The following is a 15,162-nucleotide window of genomic DNA, read 5'->3' as shown; positions in this document are numbered from 1 at the left end:
GATGCGCAACACCTTCAATTATTCCTACTTTTCTTACGGACTATTCCCTATAAAAAACAATGCATAATCGATGCATTCTGACACTTCACCTTACGATAAGGAAAGGAGTTACATCATGCCTAGAGGCGCATCTCCCAAGCGGGAACACGAGTTTGAAAAGCTCAAGCACCAGTTTCAGCATGATCATCGCTACCCCGGGCGCGAAGAGGAAGTGGCAGCCCGCATTGTGAATAAACAGCGTAGCGAGGCAGGCGAAACCAAATCTTCCAGCGGCAAATCCGCCAAGCCAGCAGGTTCCAGTCGCGCTTCTATGCGCAAAACTTCGCGCACCAGCGTAGCCTCCCGCAAATCAGCCAATGTCCATACGGGTAACCCGCGACTGTCGGTCAAAGAATATGCTGGGCTTACCATCCCGGAAGTGACCTCGCGACTGGCTACGCTGAGCTTGTCGCAAATTCGTCGCTTGCGCGATTATGAGCTGGCCCACAAGCACCGCAAAGGCATGCTGGAAAAGCTTAACCGCAAGCTGGTGCATTAACGCGCACGTCGGGCAACTGCTCAGACGCTAATCCGGCAGGTGCCCGACTCTATTAGGTGGTCAGCCCCACTGCCCGCATGATGAGGCGCAGCAGCAGGCTGACCGCGCCCAATGCCAGCACACTGCCCAGCCAGATCAAAAACAGCCAGCCCAGGCGCTGTCCCCAGCGTTTTTCAGATTTATCCGCCATTAATGGTAGCCCTCCCCGGCTTGCACCTTGCCACGGAATACGTAATAGCCCCACGCGGTATAGATCAGGATGATAGGGATAATGATCACCGCGCCTACCAAAGCAAAGCCCTGGCTCTGGGGTGGTGCCGAGGCCGCCTGAATGCTGATGTCAGGCGGTACGATATTCGGCCACACGCTGATGCCCAGTCCTACGTATCCCAGAAACACCAACCCCAGCGTAAAGACAAAAGGCCATACCTCGGCCTTGCGCGCCAACGCTCTTTGCAGCTGATAGAAACAGAACAGCACCAGCAGCGGGATCGGCAGCAACATCCACATATCAGGCCCGAACCAGCGGGAGGCGATGCGGCTATCGATAAATGGTGTCCACAGGCTGATGACGGCAATAATCGCCAGCAACACCAGGCCGAGCACACGCGACAGCCGATAACACGTCGCCTGCAGCTCGCCTGAGGTTTTCATGACCAGCCAGGTGCTGCCCAGCAAGGCATAGGTCGCCAGCAGGCCAACACCGGTAAACAGCGAAAATGGCGTCAGCCAATCCAGTGCACCCCCTGTATAAACGCCATTTACCGCAGGAATACCACGGATATAGGCACCCAGAGTCACGCCCTGGAAAAAGGTCGCGGCCATGGAACCGCCTATAAAGGCCTTATCCCAGAAATGGCGCTCGTGATCGCGCGCCTTGAAGCGAAACTCGAAGGCCACGCCCCGGAAAATCAGCGCCATCAGCATGAAGATCAGCGGCAGATACAAGGCGCTGAGGATGATGGAATAGGCTTGCGGAAATGCCGCCAGCAAGCCTGCGCCGCCCAGTACCAGCCAGGTTTCATTGCCATCCCACACCGGTGCTACCGTATTCATCATCACATCGCGGTCATGCCGGTCGCTGAAAAAGGGATAGAGAATGCCGATGCCAAGATCGAATCCATCCATGATGATGTACATCATGATGCCGAACAGGATAATGCCGGCCCAGATCAGGGGTAGATTGGCTTCCATGACTAGCGTCCTCCTTCGGTTGAGCCGGGCTTGTCGGCACTGAACTCCGGTGCCAGGGTAAAGACATGGTCTTCTTCCAGGTCTGGCGTGCTGGCTGGGGTTTCGTCAGGCTGCGGCGCAACGCGCATGAGTCTCAGCAGATAAGCCACACCGGCGCCAAATACCAGCAGGTAGATCAGCACAAACAGCACCAGCGTGAGTCCGACTTCTGCGGCACTATGCGGCGTGACGGCATCCGCCGTGCGCAGCATGCCATACACCACCCAGGGCTGGCGGCCTATCTCGGTGGTATACCAGCCTGCGAGGATAGCCAGCACCCCGGCAGGCCCCATACAGAGGGCAAAGCGCAGAAAGGGCCTGGTGTCGTACAAACGACCGCGCCAGCGCAGCCAGGCAGAAATGACACCGAGCAAAATCATCAGCATGCCCAGCCCCACCATGATGCGGAACGACCAGAACACAATGGTGGCATTGGGGCGGTCTTCCGGTGCAAACTCTTTCAGCGCGGGAATGGGTGCATCCCAGGAGTGGCGCAGGATAAGACTGCCAAGGTGCGGGATTTCCAAGGCAAAATGGGTTTTTTCAGCAGCCATGTCGGGCCAGCCAAACAGGATAAGCGGCGTGGCTTCGCCGGGCTGGTTTTCCCAGTGGCCTTCAATCGCCGCGATTTTGGCGGGCTGATGTTCCAGCGTATTCAGACCATGGAAGTCGCCAATGACCGCTTGCACCGGGGCCACCAGCAAGGCCATCCACATGCCCATGGAAAACATGGTGCGCACTGCCTTGGTGGTGGTACCGCGCAGTAAATGCCAGGCACCGACAGCCGCGACCAGCAAGGCAGTTGCCAGATAGGCGGCCACTACCATGTGCATCAAACGATAAGGAAACGAGGGATTGAACACGATCTGCCACCAGTCCACCGGGATCAATCGCCCATCCACCAGGGCAACCCCCTGTGGCGTATGCATCCAGCTATTGGAGGCGAGAATCCAGGTGGCGGAAATCAGCGTGCCGACCGCCACCATGAGCGTGGAGACAAAATGCAGGCCGGGCCCGACTTTGTTCCAGCCAAACAGCATGACGCCGAGGAAACCTGCTTCAAGAAAGAACGCCGTCAGCACCTCATACGCCAGCAAGGGGCCGGTGACACTGCCGGCATAATTGGAAAACCCTGACCAGTTGGTACCAAACTGATAAGCCATGACCAGCCCCGACACCACGCCCATGCCAAAGGTAAGCGCAAAAATGCGCGACCAGTAGCGGTAGAGTTCGAGGTAATGGGCCTGTTTGGTTTTGAGCCACAAGCCCTCCAGTACCGCCAGGTAGCTCGCCATGCCGATGGTGATGGCGGGAAACACGATGTGGAACGAGATGGTGAACCCGAATTGTATGCGGGCAAGATCCAACGCTAAAACTGACATGATGCATCCTCAGGTTTTCTGGCTGTCTGGGCATATGACCCTGCTAACACCAGATAAATTTCCAATTAAATCCTAAGGATAAGCATGGCACTATGCAATGCACAGTCAGGCGCTATTTGATCGGTACAGTGTGATGCCGAAAAGGCGCCTGTTGGCATGCCCTGCCCTGACTTGGTCGCATGAAAAAGGCCGACCCGGTTAAGGTCGGCCTCTTCAACAAACATACACCAGAGCCTTGTGAGTCAGGCTACCTCATCTGCGATGAGAGCCAGCGCCTCAGGCTTACCTGCGGGCTCAGGTAGTCGTGAGCGCCTTGGCAATCGGCAGCTTGCGCACGCGCTTGCCAGTGGCGGCAAACACGGCATTGGCCACCGCAGGCATCACGGCAGACGTGCCTGGCTCACCGATACCCCCCGGGTTTTCCTGGCTGGGCACGAGATGCACCTCGACCACGGGTGCTTCATTCATGCGCATCATGCGGTAGTTATGGAAGTTGCTTTCCTGCACACGGCCCTGCTCAAAGTTGATTTCACCCCACAGCGCACCGGTAATGCCAAACATGATGCCGCCTTCCATCTGGGCTCGCACGGTGTCAGGGTTCACGGTGTAGCCGCAGTCCACCACGCAGACCACTTTCTTCACGCGTACCTGCTGATCCGCATCAACTTCCACTTCCACCACCTGGGCAATGTAGGTGCCAAAGGCAAACAGCACCGAGACGCCTTTGCCAGCCTTGCCCTTGGCAGGCGCTGCCAGTGGCGTAGACCAGTTGGCTTTTTCTGCCGCCAGCTCAAGCACCGCCTTGGCGCGCGGGGCGTTTTTCAGCAAGGCGAGGCGATACTCCACGGGATCCTTGCCTGCCTTGGCGGCCAGCTCGTCAATAAAGCTCTCCACCACAAAAATGTTATGGGTGGGGCCGACGCCGCGCCAGAAAGCGGTGGGCAATGGCGGCTCGTGACGCACGTAATCGACATAGACATTCGGCACGGCATATTGCAGATCGGTCGCGCCTTCAACCGCATCCGGGTCTACGCCATCCTTCACTGCGGCCGGGAAGAAGCGCGCCATGATGGATGAGCCGGTGATGTGGTGCTGCCAGGCTTGCGGATTGCCATGCTCATCGATGGCGGCCGAGATATGGTCGTAGTAATACGGACGGTACATATCGTGCTGTATATCTTCTTCACGGGTCCATACCACTTTGACCGGGAAGTTAACCTGCTTGGCGATGGATACCGCTTGTGCCACCGAGTCGACTTCCAGACGACGGCCAAAGCCGCCACCCAGCAGATGGTTATGAATGCGCACCTTGTCTTGCGCCAGGCCAGTCAACTGCGCAGCCACCATCTGTGCGACCACGGGCACTTGTGTGCCGACCCAGATATCGCAGCCATCGTCCTGAACGTGCACGGTGCAATTGATGGGTTCCATGGTGGCATGGGCAAGGAATGGCAGTTCATAAACCGCTTCCAGCTTCTTGTCGGCAGAGGCAATCACGCCAGGCGCATTGCCCGTGTTCTTGGCCACGGCGCCTTTGGCTTCGGATGCCTTGGCAATGTCTTCGCGCAAACTGGCGCTCGAAAAACCGGCATGTTCGCCCTCATCCCAGGTGATTTTCAGCGCAGCCAGGCTCTGCTTGGCGGCCCACATGTGGTCGGCAATCACGGCCACGGCATTGTCCAGCTTGATCACCTGCTGAAAGCCCTGAATCTTTTTGGCTTCGCTGTCATCGACGGACACCAGCTTGCCGCCAAATACCGGGCTGGCACTGACGGTAGCGATTTTCATGTCCGGCACTTTGACATCAATGCCAAACTCGGCGGTGCCATTCACTTTGGACGGCGCATCCAGCCGGTGCACCGGCTTGCCGATGATCTTGAAATCCTTGGGATCCTTGAGCGTCACAGCGCTAGGTGCAGGCAGGCGTGAGGCCTTCTCCACCAGATCGCCATACGGCACGCGACGCCCGGTTGGCTGATGGACGACTTCGCCGTTTTCAGCGTAGCAGGTCTCGGGGCGCACTTTCCATTCATCGGCAGCGACTTGTATCAACATCATGCGCGCACGGGCGCCAGCTTCACGCAGGGGCTTCCAGGCACCGCGCACGGAGGTGGAGCCCCCGGTAATCTGCGCGCCCAGCAAGGCATCGCCATAGGCTTTGTCATCCGGCGGTGCGTGTTGCAGCTTGACCTTGCTGACGTCGACTTCAAGCTCTTCGGCAATCAGCATGGGCATGGAGGTATACGTCCCCTGCCCCATTTCTACCTTGTGCGCGACGATGGTCACCACGCCATCCTGGTCAATATGGATAAAGGCGTTGGGCGTGAATTCCTGCTTGCCGCCAATGCCCAGCTTGCTGCAGGCGGTACCCAGCAGGCTGAATTCCAGCAACAGGCCTATGCCCAGACCGGATGAAAGTTTAAGAAAGTCGCGGCGGCTGACGTCCCCGCGTGCGGTATCGGCTGTTTGTGTTTCGGGCAGCATATGCATATCAGGCCTCCTTGGCGGCAGGCTGACCAGCAGCCAGCTTGATGGCGGAACGAATGCGCGCATAGGTGGCGCAGCGGCAGATATTGCCGGACATGGCATTGTCGATGTCCTGATCCGATGGCGTCGCATTTTCCTTTAGCAAGGCAACGGCGGACATGATCTGGCCGGACTGGCAGTAGCCGCATTGCACCACTTCCTGTTCAATCCAGGCGTCCTGCACGCGCTTGCCGAGTTCGCTGGCGCCTATGCCTTCAATCGTGGTGATTTCCTTGCCATTGGCAGCGGATACCGGTGTGACGCAGGACCGTATCGGCTTGCCATCCAGATGCACGGTGCAGGCGCCGCAAAGCGACATGCCACACCCGAACTTGGTGCCAGTGAGGCCGACTACATCGCGTAAGGCCCATAGTATGGGGGTGTCATCGGTCACATCCAGATCGTGCTGGTCGCCGTTTACATTCAAGGTGATCATAGTTACCTCATCTTGTTAAAGTTAAAAATAAAAGCAAAAAAATTCAGGGTAATCTGTATTGCTGGAAAAACTAGGGCGCGGCAAACGCCGACTCGCGCCGCTGCCAATCCGCCACGGTATCAATATCAAACAGCACGCCGGCGTCGTCGACATCCAGCGTCACCAATTGGTCCATATGATCCTGCACAATCTGCCTTGCCCCCTGGTCGCCCTGGCATGCCATCAGGGGCTGGCGAAACTGGGCATTGAATCCGACCGGGTGCCCGCGCTTGCCTGCATGAACAGGTGCTATCAGGGCATGGCCGCTTGCAAGCTTTTCCGCAAGTGATTGCAGTGTGCTCGCATGGATATCCGGCATATCGCCCAGCCCAATAAGCCAGGCATCGGCCTGGGCGGTTTGCGCCACGCCAAAGGCCAGGCTGTGCCCCATGCCCGATGCTGACTGATCGCATGCCAGCCAGTGAATGCGATCGGCGGCATCCAGCTCTTGCTCTACCTGCGCCCGTAGCGCCTTGTGCTCAGGCGGCACTACCACCCACACATCGGGAAAACTCGTCAGCCATGGCTGCAATGCTTGTGAAAGCACACAGATGGCACCTCTATCCCCTGTCAGTGGCTGCATCAGCTTGGGTCCGCCAAAGCGGGAAGAACTGCCGGCGGCCAGCACAATCGGGCTGATGTCATGCTTGTTGTCAGGCATGCCGCTTGAGTTCGGCCGGTTGAAACGAGGCAGCATTGAATTGGGGATGATTGCGTATGGACACCAGGTGGGCCACGATCGCCACGGCGATCTCCGGCGGAGTGCGGCTACCAATGCTGAGGCCTACCGGGCCATGCAGACGATCAATTTCTTCAGGGGCAAGATCAAACAAAGCCAGCCGCTCACGGCGTTGCTGATTGGTGCGATGTGACCCCAGCGCCCCCACGTAAAATGCGGGGGATTTCAATGCTTCAAGCAAGGCCATGTCATCCAGCTTGGGATCGTGGGTCAGTGCAATCACCGCGGTGCGGCTATCCACTTGCTGCGTCAAAATGGCGTCGTCCGGCATATCGCCAATGATGTGGGTGCCCGGCACCGACCACGTCTGTCTGAATTCTTCGCGAGGATCACACACGATCACTTCGTAATCCAGCGCTTGGGCCATTTGGGCGAGATAGACCGAAGTTTGCCCGGCGCCAATGATCAGCATGCGCCAGCGCGGGCCGTGTATCGTGGTCAAGTGGGTTGTGCTGAGCGTGAGCCTGCTGTCCGGGGCGGCATTGCTTACCACCACGTTCAGGCTATCCAGTTCGAGGGTACGAGAAACCAGGCGATGCTCAGCCACAAGAGACTGTACTTGCTGCAACCAGCGATCATCGCGCATGCGCTCGACCAGCAATTTGAGAACGCCACCGCATGGCAAGCCAAAGCGACGGGCTTCTTCCGTGGTGACGCCGTAGGTAAGCACTTCGGCCCTGTGCTGGGGCAGTTGGCCAAGGCGCGCTTTATCGGCGAGATCGTCTTCGATGCAGCCGCCAGAAACCGAGCCCACCATCAGGCCATCTGCACGTAATACCAGCATGGCCCCTACAGGCCTTGGGCTGGAACCAAAGGTTTCAACCACCGTCATGAGCCACAATGGCTGCTTTTGTCGCGCCCATTCAAGGGCCGTGGTGAATACTGAAAAATCGACGCTATCCATGGCGCTCCCCGCTAATGGCATAGGTGTGAAGACAAGGTGTACAACAAACTTGCGTGTAAGAATTTCATTATGCCCGCTTAGGACTTCATGATAAATGACATAGTCATGATTTTAGAATTCCATATTGTGGAATAATACACAGCATTACAAACAGGAATGCATGCATGTCGAACAAACTGGAAATGATGCGGGTATTTTGCGCAGCTGCAGATGCCAGCAGTTTCAAAGAGGCTGCCCTCAGACTGGGTATTTCGCCGCAAGCCGTGACGCGCGCGATCAAGGATCTGGAATATGCACTGGGTGAGCTGTTGTTTCATCGCAATACACGGCAAATCCGCATCACTGAGTTTGGTCGCGGCTTTGCACTTGAAGCCAGAAAAGCCCTAGCGGATGTCGATAATCTCTTCACCCCCGGTGCGGGCAGCAAGCCTAGCGAATTCGGTGGCCTGGTCCGTATCACGGTGCCCATGGGCATAGGCCGCACTTTCCTGCTGCCCCTGTTGCGCGACCTCTCCTCCTCTTATCCCGGCATTCAGTTTGATATTCGCCTTTCGGACAATATTGCGGATGTGATTGATGAGCAGATCGACATTGGCATACGAGTGGGCGCCACCCTGAAAGACAACGGCTTCATAGCGAAGGCGGCAAGCCGGGTGGCTTTCTGGAATGTGGCATCCCCAGCCTTGATCAAGCGCACAGGCAAACCATTAACGCCGCAGGATTTGCTGCATCTGCCGACCACGGGGCTGATCGCCCCCAGCAGTGGCAGAGCCTGGCCATGGATGTTTGCGCGCGGCCAGCAGTTACAGATCAATAACCAGGTGTTATTGACCAATGACTCGCAGCTGGAAATACAAGCGGTGCTGGATGGCATAGGCATCGGGCAGATTGGGAGCTGCATGGCGATACCCCACATACGCGAGGGGCGGCTGGTCCCGCTGCTGGAGGATTACACCGCGGAGCCCTGGACCCTGTATGTTTATCGCCCCCAGCGCGGCCCGGTCGCACCCCGCGTGCGCATTGTGTTTGATTATCTGGCAGAAGAACTGGCCAAGGAATCGGTGATGCCCACCATGCTGTAATGCCGTCTTAGGCGCAATAAAAAAGGCTGCACCTGGCAGCCTTTTTGTTGAGCATGCAACAATCAACGATTGTTGAAGAACGCAATGTTCATGCAACGATCATTCACAAAAGTAAGCTCGGTCACCTTGTAGGTCTTTTTAGGGGAATACTCGACCAGATTGTTGTAGTACCACATTTCCACATTCACCGGCTTGGAGGTATCAAGCTTCTTGCCGACCACGCCAGCGGCATTGGATGGCATAACGGATTGTTCTTTTTTCACAGGCTTGCCCAGGCGCTCGGTCACGACCTGGCGCGACTTGCCGCTGAATGCACGCAAGAAATCGGTTTCTGAATAATTGCCTTTTTTTGCAGCTGTGGTTTTGGCAGGAGCGGTGTCGGCAGCCAGGGCAGGCAAGGCAGCCACGGCAAACACAGCCGCCAGCAGCACAGAGGCAGAAAAAGTCTTGGTCAATTGCATGGTATTCAGTTGCATAGTGAGTTCCGATACACGTTTGAGGGGGCGATTATCGCACTTTTAGGCAGTACATGCAGCAGGATAGTTTCACTACCTGCTCATTCAAAATGCAATTGCAAACCGTCATAACCCACATGCACATTGGGTGGCAGCAAGGCACTGACCGCCGCATACTCCATCTCGTGGGTCATGTGGATGAGATAGGTGTCGGCCGCGGCAATCATGGCAGCATATTCCAGGCTTTGCTCCAGGTTGATATGCGTGTAATGCGGCTTGTAGCGCAGGCAATCCAGCAGCAGCACATCCAGACCTTGAAGCAGGGGAAGCGAAGCCTCGGGGATTTCGGACACATCGGTCAGATAAGCCAGGTTTCCGATGCGGAAGCCCAGAATATCGCTGTAGCCATGCTTGACGGGAATCGGAGTCACGGTCTGGCCGAATAGCTCAAACGGCGCTTTTACCTCGTTGAGCCCCAGCACGGGCAAATCCCAGAAATCACTCGGCTCGCGGATGGTATAGCCAAATTTGTCGGCTATATGCGCCAGGGCATCGGCCTTGCCGTAGAGCGGAATCTGTTTTCGTTGTATCTGGCAGAAGGCACGCAGATCATCAATGCCATGCAGATGATCGGCATGGGTATGGGTATAAAGCACGGCGTCCACGCGATTAAGGCCTTCACGTAGCGCCTGAAAACGCAGGTCCGGCCCCGTATCAATCAACACCACTTCGCCATTGGGAAAGGTGATGGCCGAGGAACAGCGGGTACGTTTGTTGCGCGCGTCGCTCGAGCGGCAGGTTGCACACTGGCAGCCCACGACCGGCGTGCCCGCGCTGGAGCCCACGCCCAGCATGGTCAATTGCATGGACGTGCCTGCCTGAACAATGTGAAGAAATTACGGGTAGTAGCTTCGGACAACGCTTCCAGCGAGATGCCACGCAACCGTGCCACCTCTTCCGCCACATGCTTCACATAGGCAGGCTGATTGGTTTTGCCACGAAACGGGATAGGTGCGAGGTAAGGCGAGTCGGTCTCGACCAGCACGCGATCGAGCGGGATCTGCCGCGCGACTTCTTTCAGCGCGCCAGCATTCTTGAAGGTCACGATGCCGGAGAACGAAATATAAAAGCCCAGCGCCATGGCCTGCTCAGCCACTTCCAGGCTTTCTGTAAAGCAGTGCATGACGCCGCCAATGCGCTCAGCGCCCTCCTCCCGCATGATGCGTATGGTGTCTTCAGCCGCAGACCGCGTATGAATGATCAAGGGCCGGTCAGCCGCGATGGCCGCGCGGATATGGGTGCGGAAGCGTTCCCGCTGCCACTCCAGATCGCCAGTGAGGCGAAAGTAATCCAGCCCGGTCTCGCCGATGGCAATCACCTTGGGATGCTGCGCCAGCTTGACCAGATCGTCTGCAGTGAAAAAGGGCTCGTCTTCATAGTCCGGATGCACCCCCACCGATGCAAAAATGTTGTCATGGGCTTCGGCGACAGCCAGCACGGCGGGAAAGTCTTTTAAGGTAACGGAAACGCACAAGGCATGGCCAACCGCATTTTCAGCCATGGCCGCACGTAATGCAGGCATATTGCTGGCAAGGTCAGGAAAATTGATATGGCAGTGGGAATCGACAAGCATGGAGAATATTCACAATAACGGCAACAAACCGGGTTAACGACAATACGCAGGACAACGACGACATAAATCTAAGTGCAAGTGAAACAATACACTGGGATGTCCAATGCTAGCGAGCTATAGCTACATGGTGTATGTGGGGCGCGGAGACTTCGTGGCACCGCCCAACAAGGCTTCAATCTTGTTCTTGACCTCAATGCCGCCATCTTTTTCGCTGAAGCGCACCCCGATACCTTGGGGACGGCTACCTTGCGTCACAGGCGTTATCCATACCACATGGCCCACGACTTTCAGCTTGACAGGATCATCCAGCAGGCTCAGCAACATGAAAACCTCATCGCCGATGCGATAAGGTTTGTTGGTAGGGATAAACAGGCCTCCCCCTTTGATGAAGGGCATGTAGGAGGCGTAAAGCGCTGCCTTTTCCTTGATGGCCAATGACAATACCCCAGGCTTGGCTGGGGAGCTGATCAAGGGGTCATTAGGAAGCGCGCTGGTACTCATGTTCTGGTTTTGGCGGAAAATAACTGCACATACTGCAACATCAGGCTTTCCAGTTGCAGCTCATTGTTCAATGGATGCGTCGCACTGCGGTAGGCATCGTCAAGTTTACGCTGTAATTCAAGCATTTGAGCCAAGTCTACGCTTTTGGCCAAGGCTTGCAAAGCGGCATTATGCAGGATGTGGTAACGCGCCTGTACAGCAAAGCGGCAGGCAAGCAGATCATAAAGCCATTTTTGCAATACCCGCATGGCTTCCGCCATTCCCAGGGCATTCAGCATTGTCGCCAGCGAATAAGCATCGGCACCAGCTCCACGAGCCAGTTGCGCCAGTATCAGCTCCAGCGGCTTGCTGCCCTCCGCCTGATCGCGCGCAGCCATAGGCGAGCCGCCGGCGTAAGCCAGCCTGACCTCCGCTTGATCTACCCCCTGCTCGTTGAGCCAGCTCAAGGCGCCCTGCATATCGGGCACTGGCATATCCACCTTGCGGCAACGGCTGGTAATGGTCGGCAGCAAGCGTTGCGGTTGATGGGCCACCAACAGGAACACCACGCCTGGTGGCGGCTCTTCCAGCATTTTCAGCAAGGCATTGGCTGAGGCCACATTCAGGCCTTCTGCCGGACATATCAGCGCGATGCGCACGCCATCGTTGTGATGGCTGGACAACTCCAGGAACCCACCCAACTCACGCACCTGGGCGACGGATATCTGTGTTTTTTTGGTAGTGGTCTTGGCGGGCGCTGGCGCATCTTCATCAGCTTGATCCTGCTCGGGGGCCAGCAAGCGAAAATCAGGATGACTGCCCTGGGCAAACCACCCGCAACTGGCACAAACCCCACAGGCATGCCCATCGGCTTGTGGCTGCTGACACAGCAGGGCTTTGCTCAGCGCTTGCGCGAACTGCAGCTTGCCTATGCCGGCCGGTCCGCGTAGCAACATGGCATGCGGCAGGGTTTTCCGCTGCGCGATCAAGCCCGCCCATACGGCGTGTTGCCAGGGAAAAATCATCAGCTCCTGGCTCATAAGGCACTCAGGGCAGCACGCACAGCCAGTTTGACCTGCTCCAGCGGCTGGTTGGAATCAATAATGCGAAAGCGCTCAGGAAACTGCTGTGCCCGGTCCAGATAGGCACGGCGAATACGCCGGAAAAAATCTGCGGATTCGCGCTCAAACTTATCCGGGGTGCGAGCCGCTGCCAGCCTTTGCACACTGACTTCCACTGGCACATCAAACAGCAAGGTCAAATCCGGCTGCAGCCCTTGCTGCACCCATTGCTCCAGTTGGGCAATGCGCTCCGCGGCCAGCCCTCTGCCACCATGCTGATAAGCAAACGAGGCATCGGTAAAACGGTCCGACAGCACATAAACGCCGCGCTCCAGCGCGGGCAGGATCAAAGCAGAAAGATGCTCTTGCCGGGCAGCGAACATCAGCAGGCTTTCCGTTTCAGCCGCCATCGGGGTATGCAATAGCACTTCGCGCAGCTGCTCCCCCAGTGCCGTTCCTCCCGGCTCGCGCGTGGATATCACCTCTACGCCACGCGTCTGCAATTGCGCCAGAATGTCCGGTATATGCGTGCTTTTGCCCGCACCATCCATGCCTTCGAGAGTAATGAATTTACCGCGCACGATTGGGCCTCAATTGATACTGCACCACCGCCCGGTTATGTTCTGCCAACGTGGATGAAAATTCATGGCTGCCATCGCCCTTGCCCACGAAATACAGCGCCTTGGTTTTCATGGGGTGCAGCGCGGCTTCAATGGCGCCCAGGCCAGGCATGGCAATCGGCGTGGGGGGCAAGCCGGCACGTGTATAGGTGTTGTATGGCGTATCCAGCAGCAAGTCTTTTTTACGCAGATTGCCGTCAAACCGTTCGCCAACTCCGTAAATCACAGTAGGGTCGGTTTGCAGGCGCATGCCCAGACGCAGGCGGTTGAGAAAAACGCCCGCAATTTGCGGCCGCTCAACGGCACGGCCGGTTTCTTTCTCAATGATGGAGGCCATGATCAAGGCCTGATATGGCGTGGCATAAGGCAAGCCCGCGTCTCTGCCAGCCCAGGCCGTGGAGAGCTTTTGCTGCATGGTGGTGTAAGCCCGCTTGAGGATATCTTTATCACTGGATTGCGGCGTGAAGTAATAGGTGTCGGGGAAGAATAAGCCCTCGGCAATTTCTTCGGTGGCCCCTACCTCGGCCAATATCTGCTGATCGGTATATGCCATGGTCATGTGGCGTACTGACTCATGCGCATTCAGCGCGGCCCGCATTTGCTGAAAGGTCCACCCTTCAATAAAGGTAATGCTGGCTTGCGTGGTATTGCCATTGGTCAAGGTAATCAGCAACTGATAAGGCGTGGTACCCGCCGCAATCTGATAATTGCCAGCCTTGATGTCACCCGCCTTGCCAAACAGACGCACCAGCACTTCAAAGCTCCAGCGCTCCGGCAGCACGCCCTGCTGCACCAGTTGCAGCCCGACGCTACGCAAGCTGCTGCCCGCTTTGAGGGAGACGTCTTCCGTGGTGGCACGCGCCGCCAATGGCGTCGTACTGTAGAAATATAGCCATGCACCTGCTACCACCAGCGCCATGCATGCCAGTAACAGTAAAGATCTAATCAATTTCATGTTGTTCCTGCAATAAATACCTTAACTGTTCCGCCAGTTGCTGAGGTTGCCAGGTTTTTCCGTTGAAGCGGGTTGCCTGCCATGCACCAAACAGGCTGTTGCAAATGATGATCTCGTCCGCTTGCATCATTTGATCCAGCGAAATATCCGCCACGCCTGCTTGCAGCCCCAGCGATGGCGCCAATTGCAGAATGCGATCACGCGTGACACCCGCCACCCCGCAGCGCCTGAGATCCGGCGTCAACAAGCGGAAACCAAACCGTAGCAGAATATTCGACATGGTGCCTTCGATCACAAACCCTTGTTGATCCAGCACTACACCGTCAAAAATATCCGGGTCTTGCCACTCCATACGGGCCAGTACATTTTCCAGCCGGTTGAGATGCTTTATACCCGCCAGCCTGGGCTGATGAGCCAGCCTGAGATTGCACAGTGTCAGTTGCACCCCGGCTTCCGCATAATGCTGCGGGTAATCCGGCATGGCAGTTCGCATGACAATGCGGGTGGATTGCATCTCGGCACTGATGGCATAGCCGCGCCCTCCTGCCCCGCGACTGATGATGATTTTCGCAACCCCACTCGCATGATCGGTATAGAGCTGCTGAATATCATTTAACAGATCACTGGCTGGTGGGCAGGATAAGTTTAACCGTGAACAGTCTTCACTCAGCTTGCGGTAATGCAAAGCCCATACCTGAGGGTTGCCAAGAATAACGGGCAAGGTTCGAAATACGCCATCGCCATAGGCCAAGCCGCGGTCTGCAGGCGATATCAATGCATCGGGCCGACCATTTACCAATGTCGGCAAGGGATACGTCATCGGGCGCTCATGTGCTCGTTAAAAACACCGTTATCCTAAAGCATGTTGACGTCATTACAAAGGAGTCTTGCATCCACAAAAGCTGTGGATAGATTTGTGGAAGATTGCAGGATAATGCCGCTAAGTATCGCTGGGCATTAGATTTTTTGATTTTGACTCAAAAAGAGCTAAAAATAATTAGCTTATTAAAATCAACAACTTGAAAAATTAAAGCAATCTCGAGTGTGGCCTTCTGTCACAGCACCGTCAAATGCGACAA

At 56.5% G+C, this 15,162-nt stretch carries 17 protein-coding genes; 2 read left to right on the top strand and 15 right to left on the bottom strand.

Translation table 11 applies throughout. The features are described from left to right. Window positions 1–115 precede the first annotated feature (115 nt). Window positions 116–538: a hypothetical protein gene (locus FNL37_RS06980; protein ID WP_015830078.1), complete on the top strand. Its 423-nt coding sequence runs from the start codon at window positions 116–118 to the stop codon at window positions 536–538. 52 nt (window positions 539–590) lie between these two features. Here FNL37_RS06980 and FNL37_RS06975 read toward each other — a convergent pair whose 3' ends face one another. The 7 genes from FNL37_RS06975 to FNL37_RS06945 form a co-directional block, all read right to left on the bottom strand. After that, complete coding sequence (locus tag FNL37_RS06975) at window positions 591–728, bottom strand: DUF2474 domain-containing protein (protein ID WP_013442223.1); 138 nt, start codon at window positions 726–728, stop codon at window positions 591–593. After that, window positions 728–1,732, bottom strand: coding sequence for a cytochrome d ubiquinol oxidase subunit II (gene cydB, locus FNL37_RS06970; RefSeq protein ID WP_015830079.1), 1,005 nt, complete (start codon window positions 1,730–1,732; stop codon window positions 728–730). The genes FNL37_RS06975 and cydB overlap by 1 nt, the downstream gene beginning before the upstream one ends. Window positions 1,733–1,734: 2 nt before the next feature. Beyond that, window positions 1,735–3,153, bottom strand: a complete 1,419-nt coding sequence (locus FNL37_RS06965) for a cytochrome ubiquinol oxidase subunit I (RefSeq protein ID WP_159355623.1) — start codon at window positions 3,151–3,153, stop codon at window positions 1,735–1,737. 294 nt (window positions 3,154–3,447) lie between these two features. Continuing rightward, window positions 3,448–5,643 carry a xanthine dehydrogenase family protein molybdopterin-binding subunit gene (locus tag FNL37_RS06960; protein ID WP_159355622.1) on the bottom strand — a complete coding sequence of 732 codons (2,196 nt, stop codon included), beginning with the start codon at window positions 5,641–5,643 and terminating at the stop codon, window positions 3,448–3,450. A gap of 1 nt (window position 5,644) precedes the next feature. Further along, window positions 5,645–6,115: a (2Fe-2S)-binding protein gene (locus FNL37_RS06955; RefSeq protein WP_159355621.1), complete on the bottom strand. Its 471-nt coding sequence runs from the start codon at window positions 6,113–6,115 to the stop codon at window positions 5,645–5,647. A gap of 70 nt (window positions 6,116–6,185) precedes the next feature. Further along, window positions 6,186–6,815: a nucleotidyltransferase family protein gene (locus tag FNL37_RS06950; protein WP_159355620.1), complete on the bottom strand. Its 630-nt coding sequence runs from the start codon at window positions 6,813–6,815 to the stop codon at window positions 6,186–6,188. Continuing rightward, the gene (locus FNL37_RS06945; RefSeq protein ID WP_159355619.1) at window positions 6,808–7,797 is read right to left on the bottom strand and encodes an XdhC family protein; all 990 of its coding nucleotides are present in this window, start codon (window positions 7,795–7,797) and stop codon (window positions 6,808–6,810) included. Before FNL37_RS06945 ends, FNL37_RS06950 begins: the two co-directional genes overlap by 8 nt. Before the next feature lie 164 nt (window positions 7,798–7,961). Between FNL37_RS06945 and FNL37_RS06940 the strand changes: the two genes are divergently transcribed. Then, window positions 7,962–8,879 carry a LysR family transcriptional regulator gene (locus FNL37_RS06940; protein WP_159355618.1) on the top strand — a complete coding sequence of 306 codons (918 nt, stop codon included), beginning with the start codon at window positions 7,962–7,964 and terminating at the stop codon, window positions 8,877–8,879. A 62-nt stretch (window positions 8,880–8,941) separates the two neighbouring features. On the opposite strand, the gene FNL37_RS06935 is transcribed toward FNL37_RS06940, so the two are convergent. The 8 genes from FNL37_RS06935 to pabC form a co-directional block, all read right to left on the bottom strand. After that, window positions 8,942–9,355: a hypothetical protein gene (locus FNL37_RS06935; RefSeq protein WP_013442231.1), complete on the bottom strand. Its 414-nt coding sequence runs from the start codon at window positions 9,353–9,355 to the stop codon at window positions 8,942–8,944. A gap of 80 nt (window positions 9,356–9,435) precedes the next feature. Continuing rightward, on the bottom strand, window positions 9,436–10,200 hold the full coding sequence (locus tag FNL37_RS06930; protein ID WP_013442232.1) for an MBL fold metallo-hydrolase: 765 nt from the start codon (window positions 10,198–10,200) through the stop codon (window positions 9,436–9,438). Further along, window positions 10,191–10,967: a TatD family hydrolase gene (locus tag FNL37_RS06925; protein ID WP_159355617.1), complete on the bottom strand. Its 777-nt coding sequence runs from the start codon at window positions 10,965–10,967 to the stop codon at window positions 10,191–10,193. The genes FNL37_RS06930 and FNL37_RS06925 overlap by 10 nt, the downstream gene beginning before the upstream one ends. A 120-nt stretch (window positions 10,968–11,087) precedes the next feature. Further along, a complete protein-coding gene (locus FNL37_RS06920) occupies window positions 11,088–11,468 on the bottom strand; it encodes a PilZ domain-containing protein (protein WP_159355616.1) in 381 nt (126 codons plus the stop codon). Next, window positions 11,465–12,487 carry a DNA polymerase III subunit delta' gene (gene holB / locus FNL37_RS06915; protein ID WP_159355615.1) on the bottom strand — a complete coding sequence of 341 codons (1,023 nt, stop codon included), beginning with the start codon at window positions 12,485–12,487 and terminating at the stop codon, window positions 11,465–11,467. The genes FNL37_RS06920 and holB overlap by 4 nt, the downstream gene beginning before the upstream one ends. Next, window positions 12,484–13,089 (bottom strand): dTMP kinase, encoded by a 606-nt coding sequence (gene tmk, locus FNL37_RS06910; RefSeq protein ID WP_211371946.1) that lies wholly within the window; start codon window positions 13,087–13,089, stop codon window positions 12,484–12,486. The genes holB and tmk overlap by 4 nt, the downstream gene beginning before the upstream one ends. Continuing rightward, window positions 13,079–14,083: an endolytic transglycosylase MltG gene (gene mltG, locus FNL37_RS06905; RefSeq protein ID WP_159355614.1), complete on the bottom strand. Its 1,005-nt coding sequence runs from the start codon at window positions 14,081–14,083 to the stop codon at window positions 13,079–13,081. Before mltG ends, tmk begins: the two co-directional genes overlap by 11 nt. Further along, window positions 14,070–14,903 (bottom strand): aminodeoxychorismate lyase, encoded by an 834-nt coding sequence (pabC, locus tag FNL37_RS06900; RefSeq protein WP_159355613.1) that lies wholly within the window; start codon window positions 14,901–14,903, stop codon window positions 14,070–14,072. The genes mltG and pabC overlap by 14 nt, the downstream gene beginning before the upstream one ends. Window positions 14,904–15,162: the final 259 nt, after the last annotated feature.

This window comes from Methylovorus glucosotrophus (genome assembly GCF_009858335.1).
Classification (GTDB): domain Bacteria; phylum Pseudomonadota; class Gammaproteobacteria; order Burkholderiales; family Methylophilaceae; genus Methylovorus; species Methylovorus glucosotrophus.
Note: the sequence above shows the minus strand (reverse complement) of the source record. Positions and strands in the feature narration are given on the sequence as shown.

Excerpts from the sequence above, each read along its gene's own strand:
- FNL37_RS06980 (WP_015830078.1), top strand. The coding sequence starts at position 116 with ATGCCTAGAGGCGCATCTCCCAAGCGGGAACACGAGTTTGAAAAGCTC.
- FNL37_RS06975 (WP_013442223.1), bottom strand. The coding sequence starts at position 728 with ATGGCGGATAAATCTGAAAAACGCTGGGGACAGCGCCTGGGCTGGCTG.
- cydB (WP_015830079.1), bottom strand. The coding sequence starts at position 1,732 with ATGGAAGCCAATCTACCCCTGATCTGGGCCGGCATTATCCTGTTCGGC.
- FNL37_RS06965 (WP_159355623.1), bottom strand. The coding sequence starts at position 3,153 with ATGTCAGTTTTAGCGTTGGATCTTGCCCGCATACAATTCGGGTTCACC.
- FNL37_RS06960 (WP_159355622.1), bottom strand. The coding sequence starts at position 5,643 with ATGCATATGCTGCCCGAAACACAAACAGCCGATACCGCACGCGGGGAC.
- FNL37_RS06955 (WP_159355621.1), bottom strand. The coding sequence starts at position 6,115 with ATGATCACCTTGAATGTAAACGGCGACCAGCACGATCTGGATGTGACC.
- FNL37_RS06950 (WP_159355620.1), bottom strand. The coding sequence starts at position 6,815 with ATGCCTGACAACAAGCATGACATCAGCCCGATTGTGCTGGCCGCCGGC.
- FNL37_RS06945 (WP_159355619.1), bottom strand. The coding sequence starts at position 7,797 with ATGGATAGCGTCGATTTTTCAGTATTCACCACGGCCCTTGAATGGGCG.
- FNL37_RS06940 (WP_159355618.1), top strand. The coding sequence starts at position 7,962 with ATGTCGAACAAACTGGAAATGATGCGGGTATTTTGCGCAGCTGCAGAT.
- FNL37_RS06935 (WP_013442231.1), bottom strand. The coding sequence starts at position 9,355 with ATGCAACTGAATACCATGCAATTGACCAAGACTTTTTCTGCCTCTGTG.
- FNL37_RS06930 (WP_013442232.1), bottom strand. The coding sequence starts at position 10,200 with ATGCAATTGACCATGCTGGGCGTGGGCTCCAGCGCGGGCACGCCGGTC.
- FNL37_RS06925 (WP_159355617.1), bottom strand. The coding sequence starts at position 10,967 with ATGCTTGTCGATTCCCACTGCCATATCAATTTTCCTGACCTTGCCAGC.
- FNL37_RS06920 (WP_159355616.1), bottom strand. The coding sequence starts at position 11,468 with ATGAGTACCAGCGCGCTTCCTAATGACCCCTTGATCAGCTCCCCAGCC.
- holB (WP_159355615.1), bottom strand. The coding sequence starts at position 12,487 with ATGAGCCAGGAGCTGATGATTTTTCCCTGGCAACACGCCGTATGGGCG.
- mltG (WP_159355614.1), bottom strand. The coding sequence starts at position 14,083 with ATGAAATTGATTAGATCTTTACTGTTACTGGCATGCATGGCGCTGGTG.
- pabC (WP_159355613.1), bottom strand. The coding sequence starts at position 14,903 with ATGACGTATCCCTTGCCGACATTGGTAAATGGTCGGCCCGATGCATTG.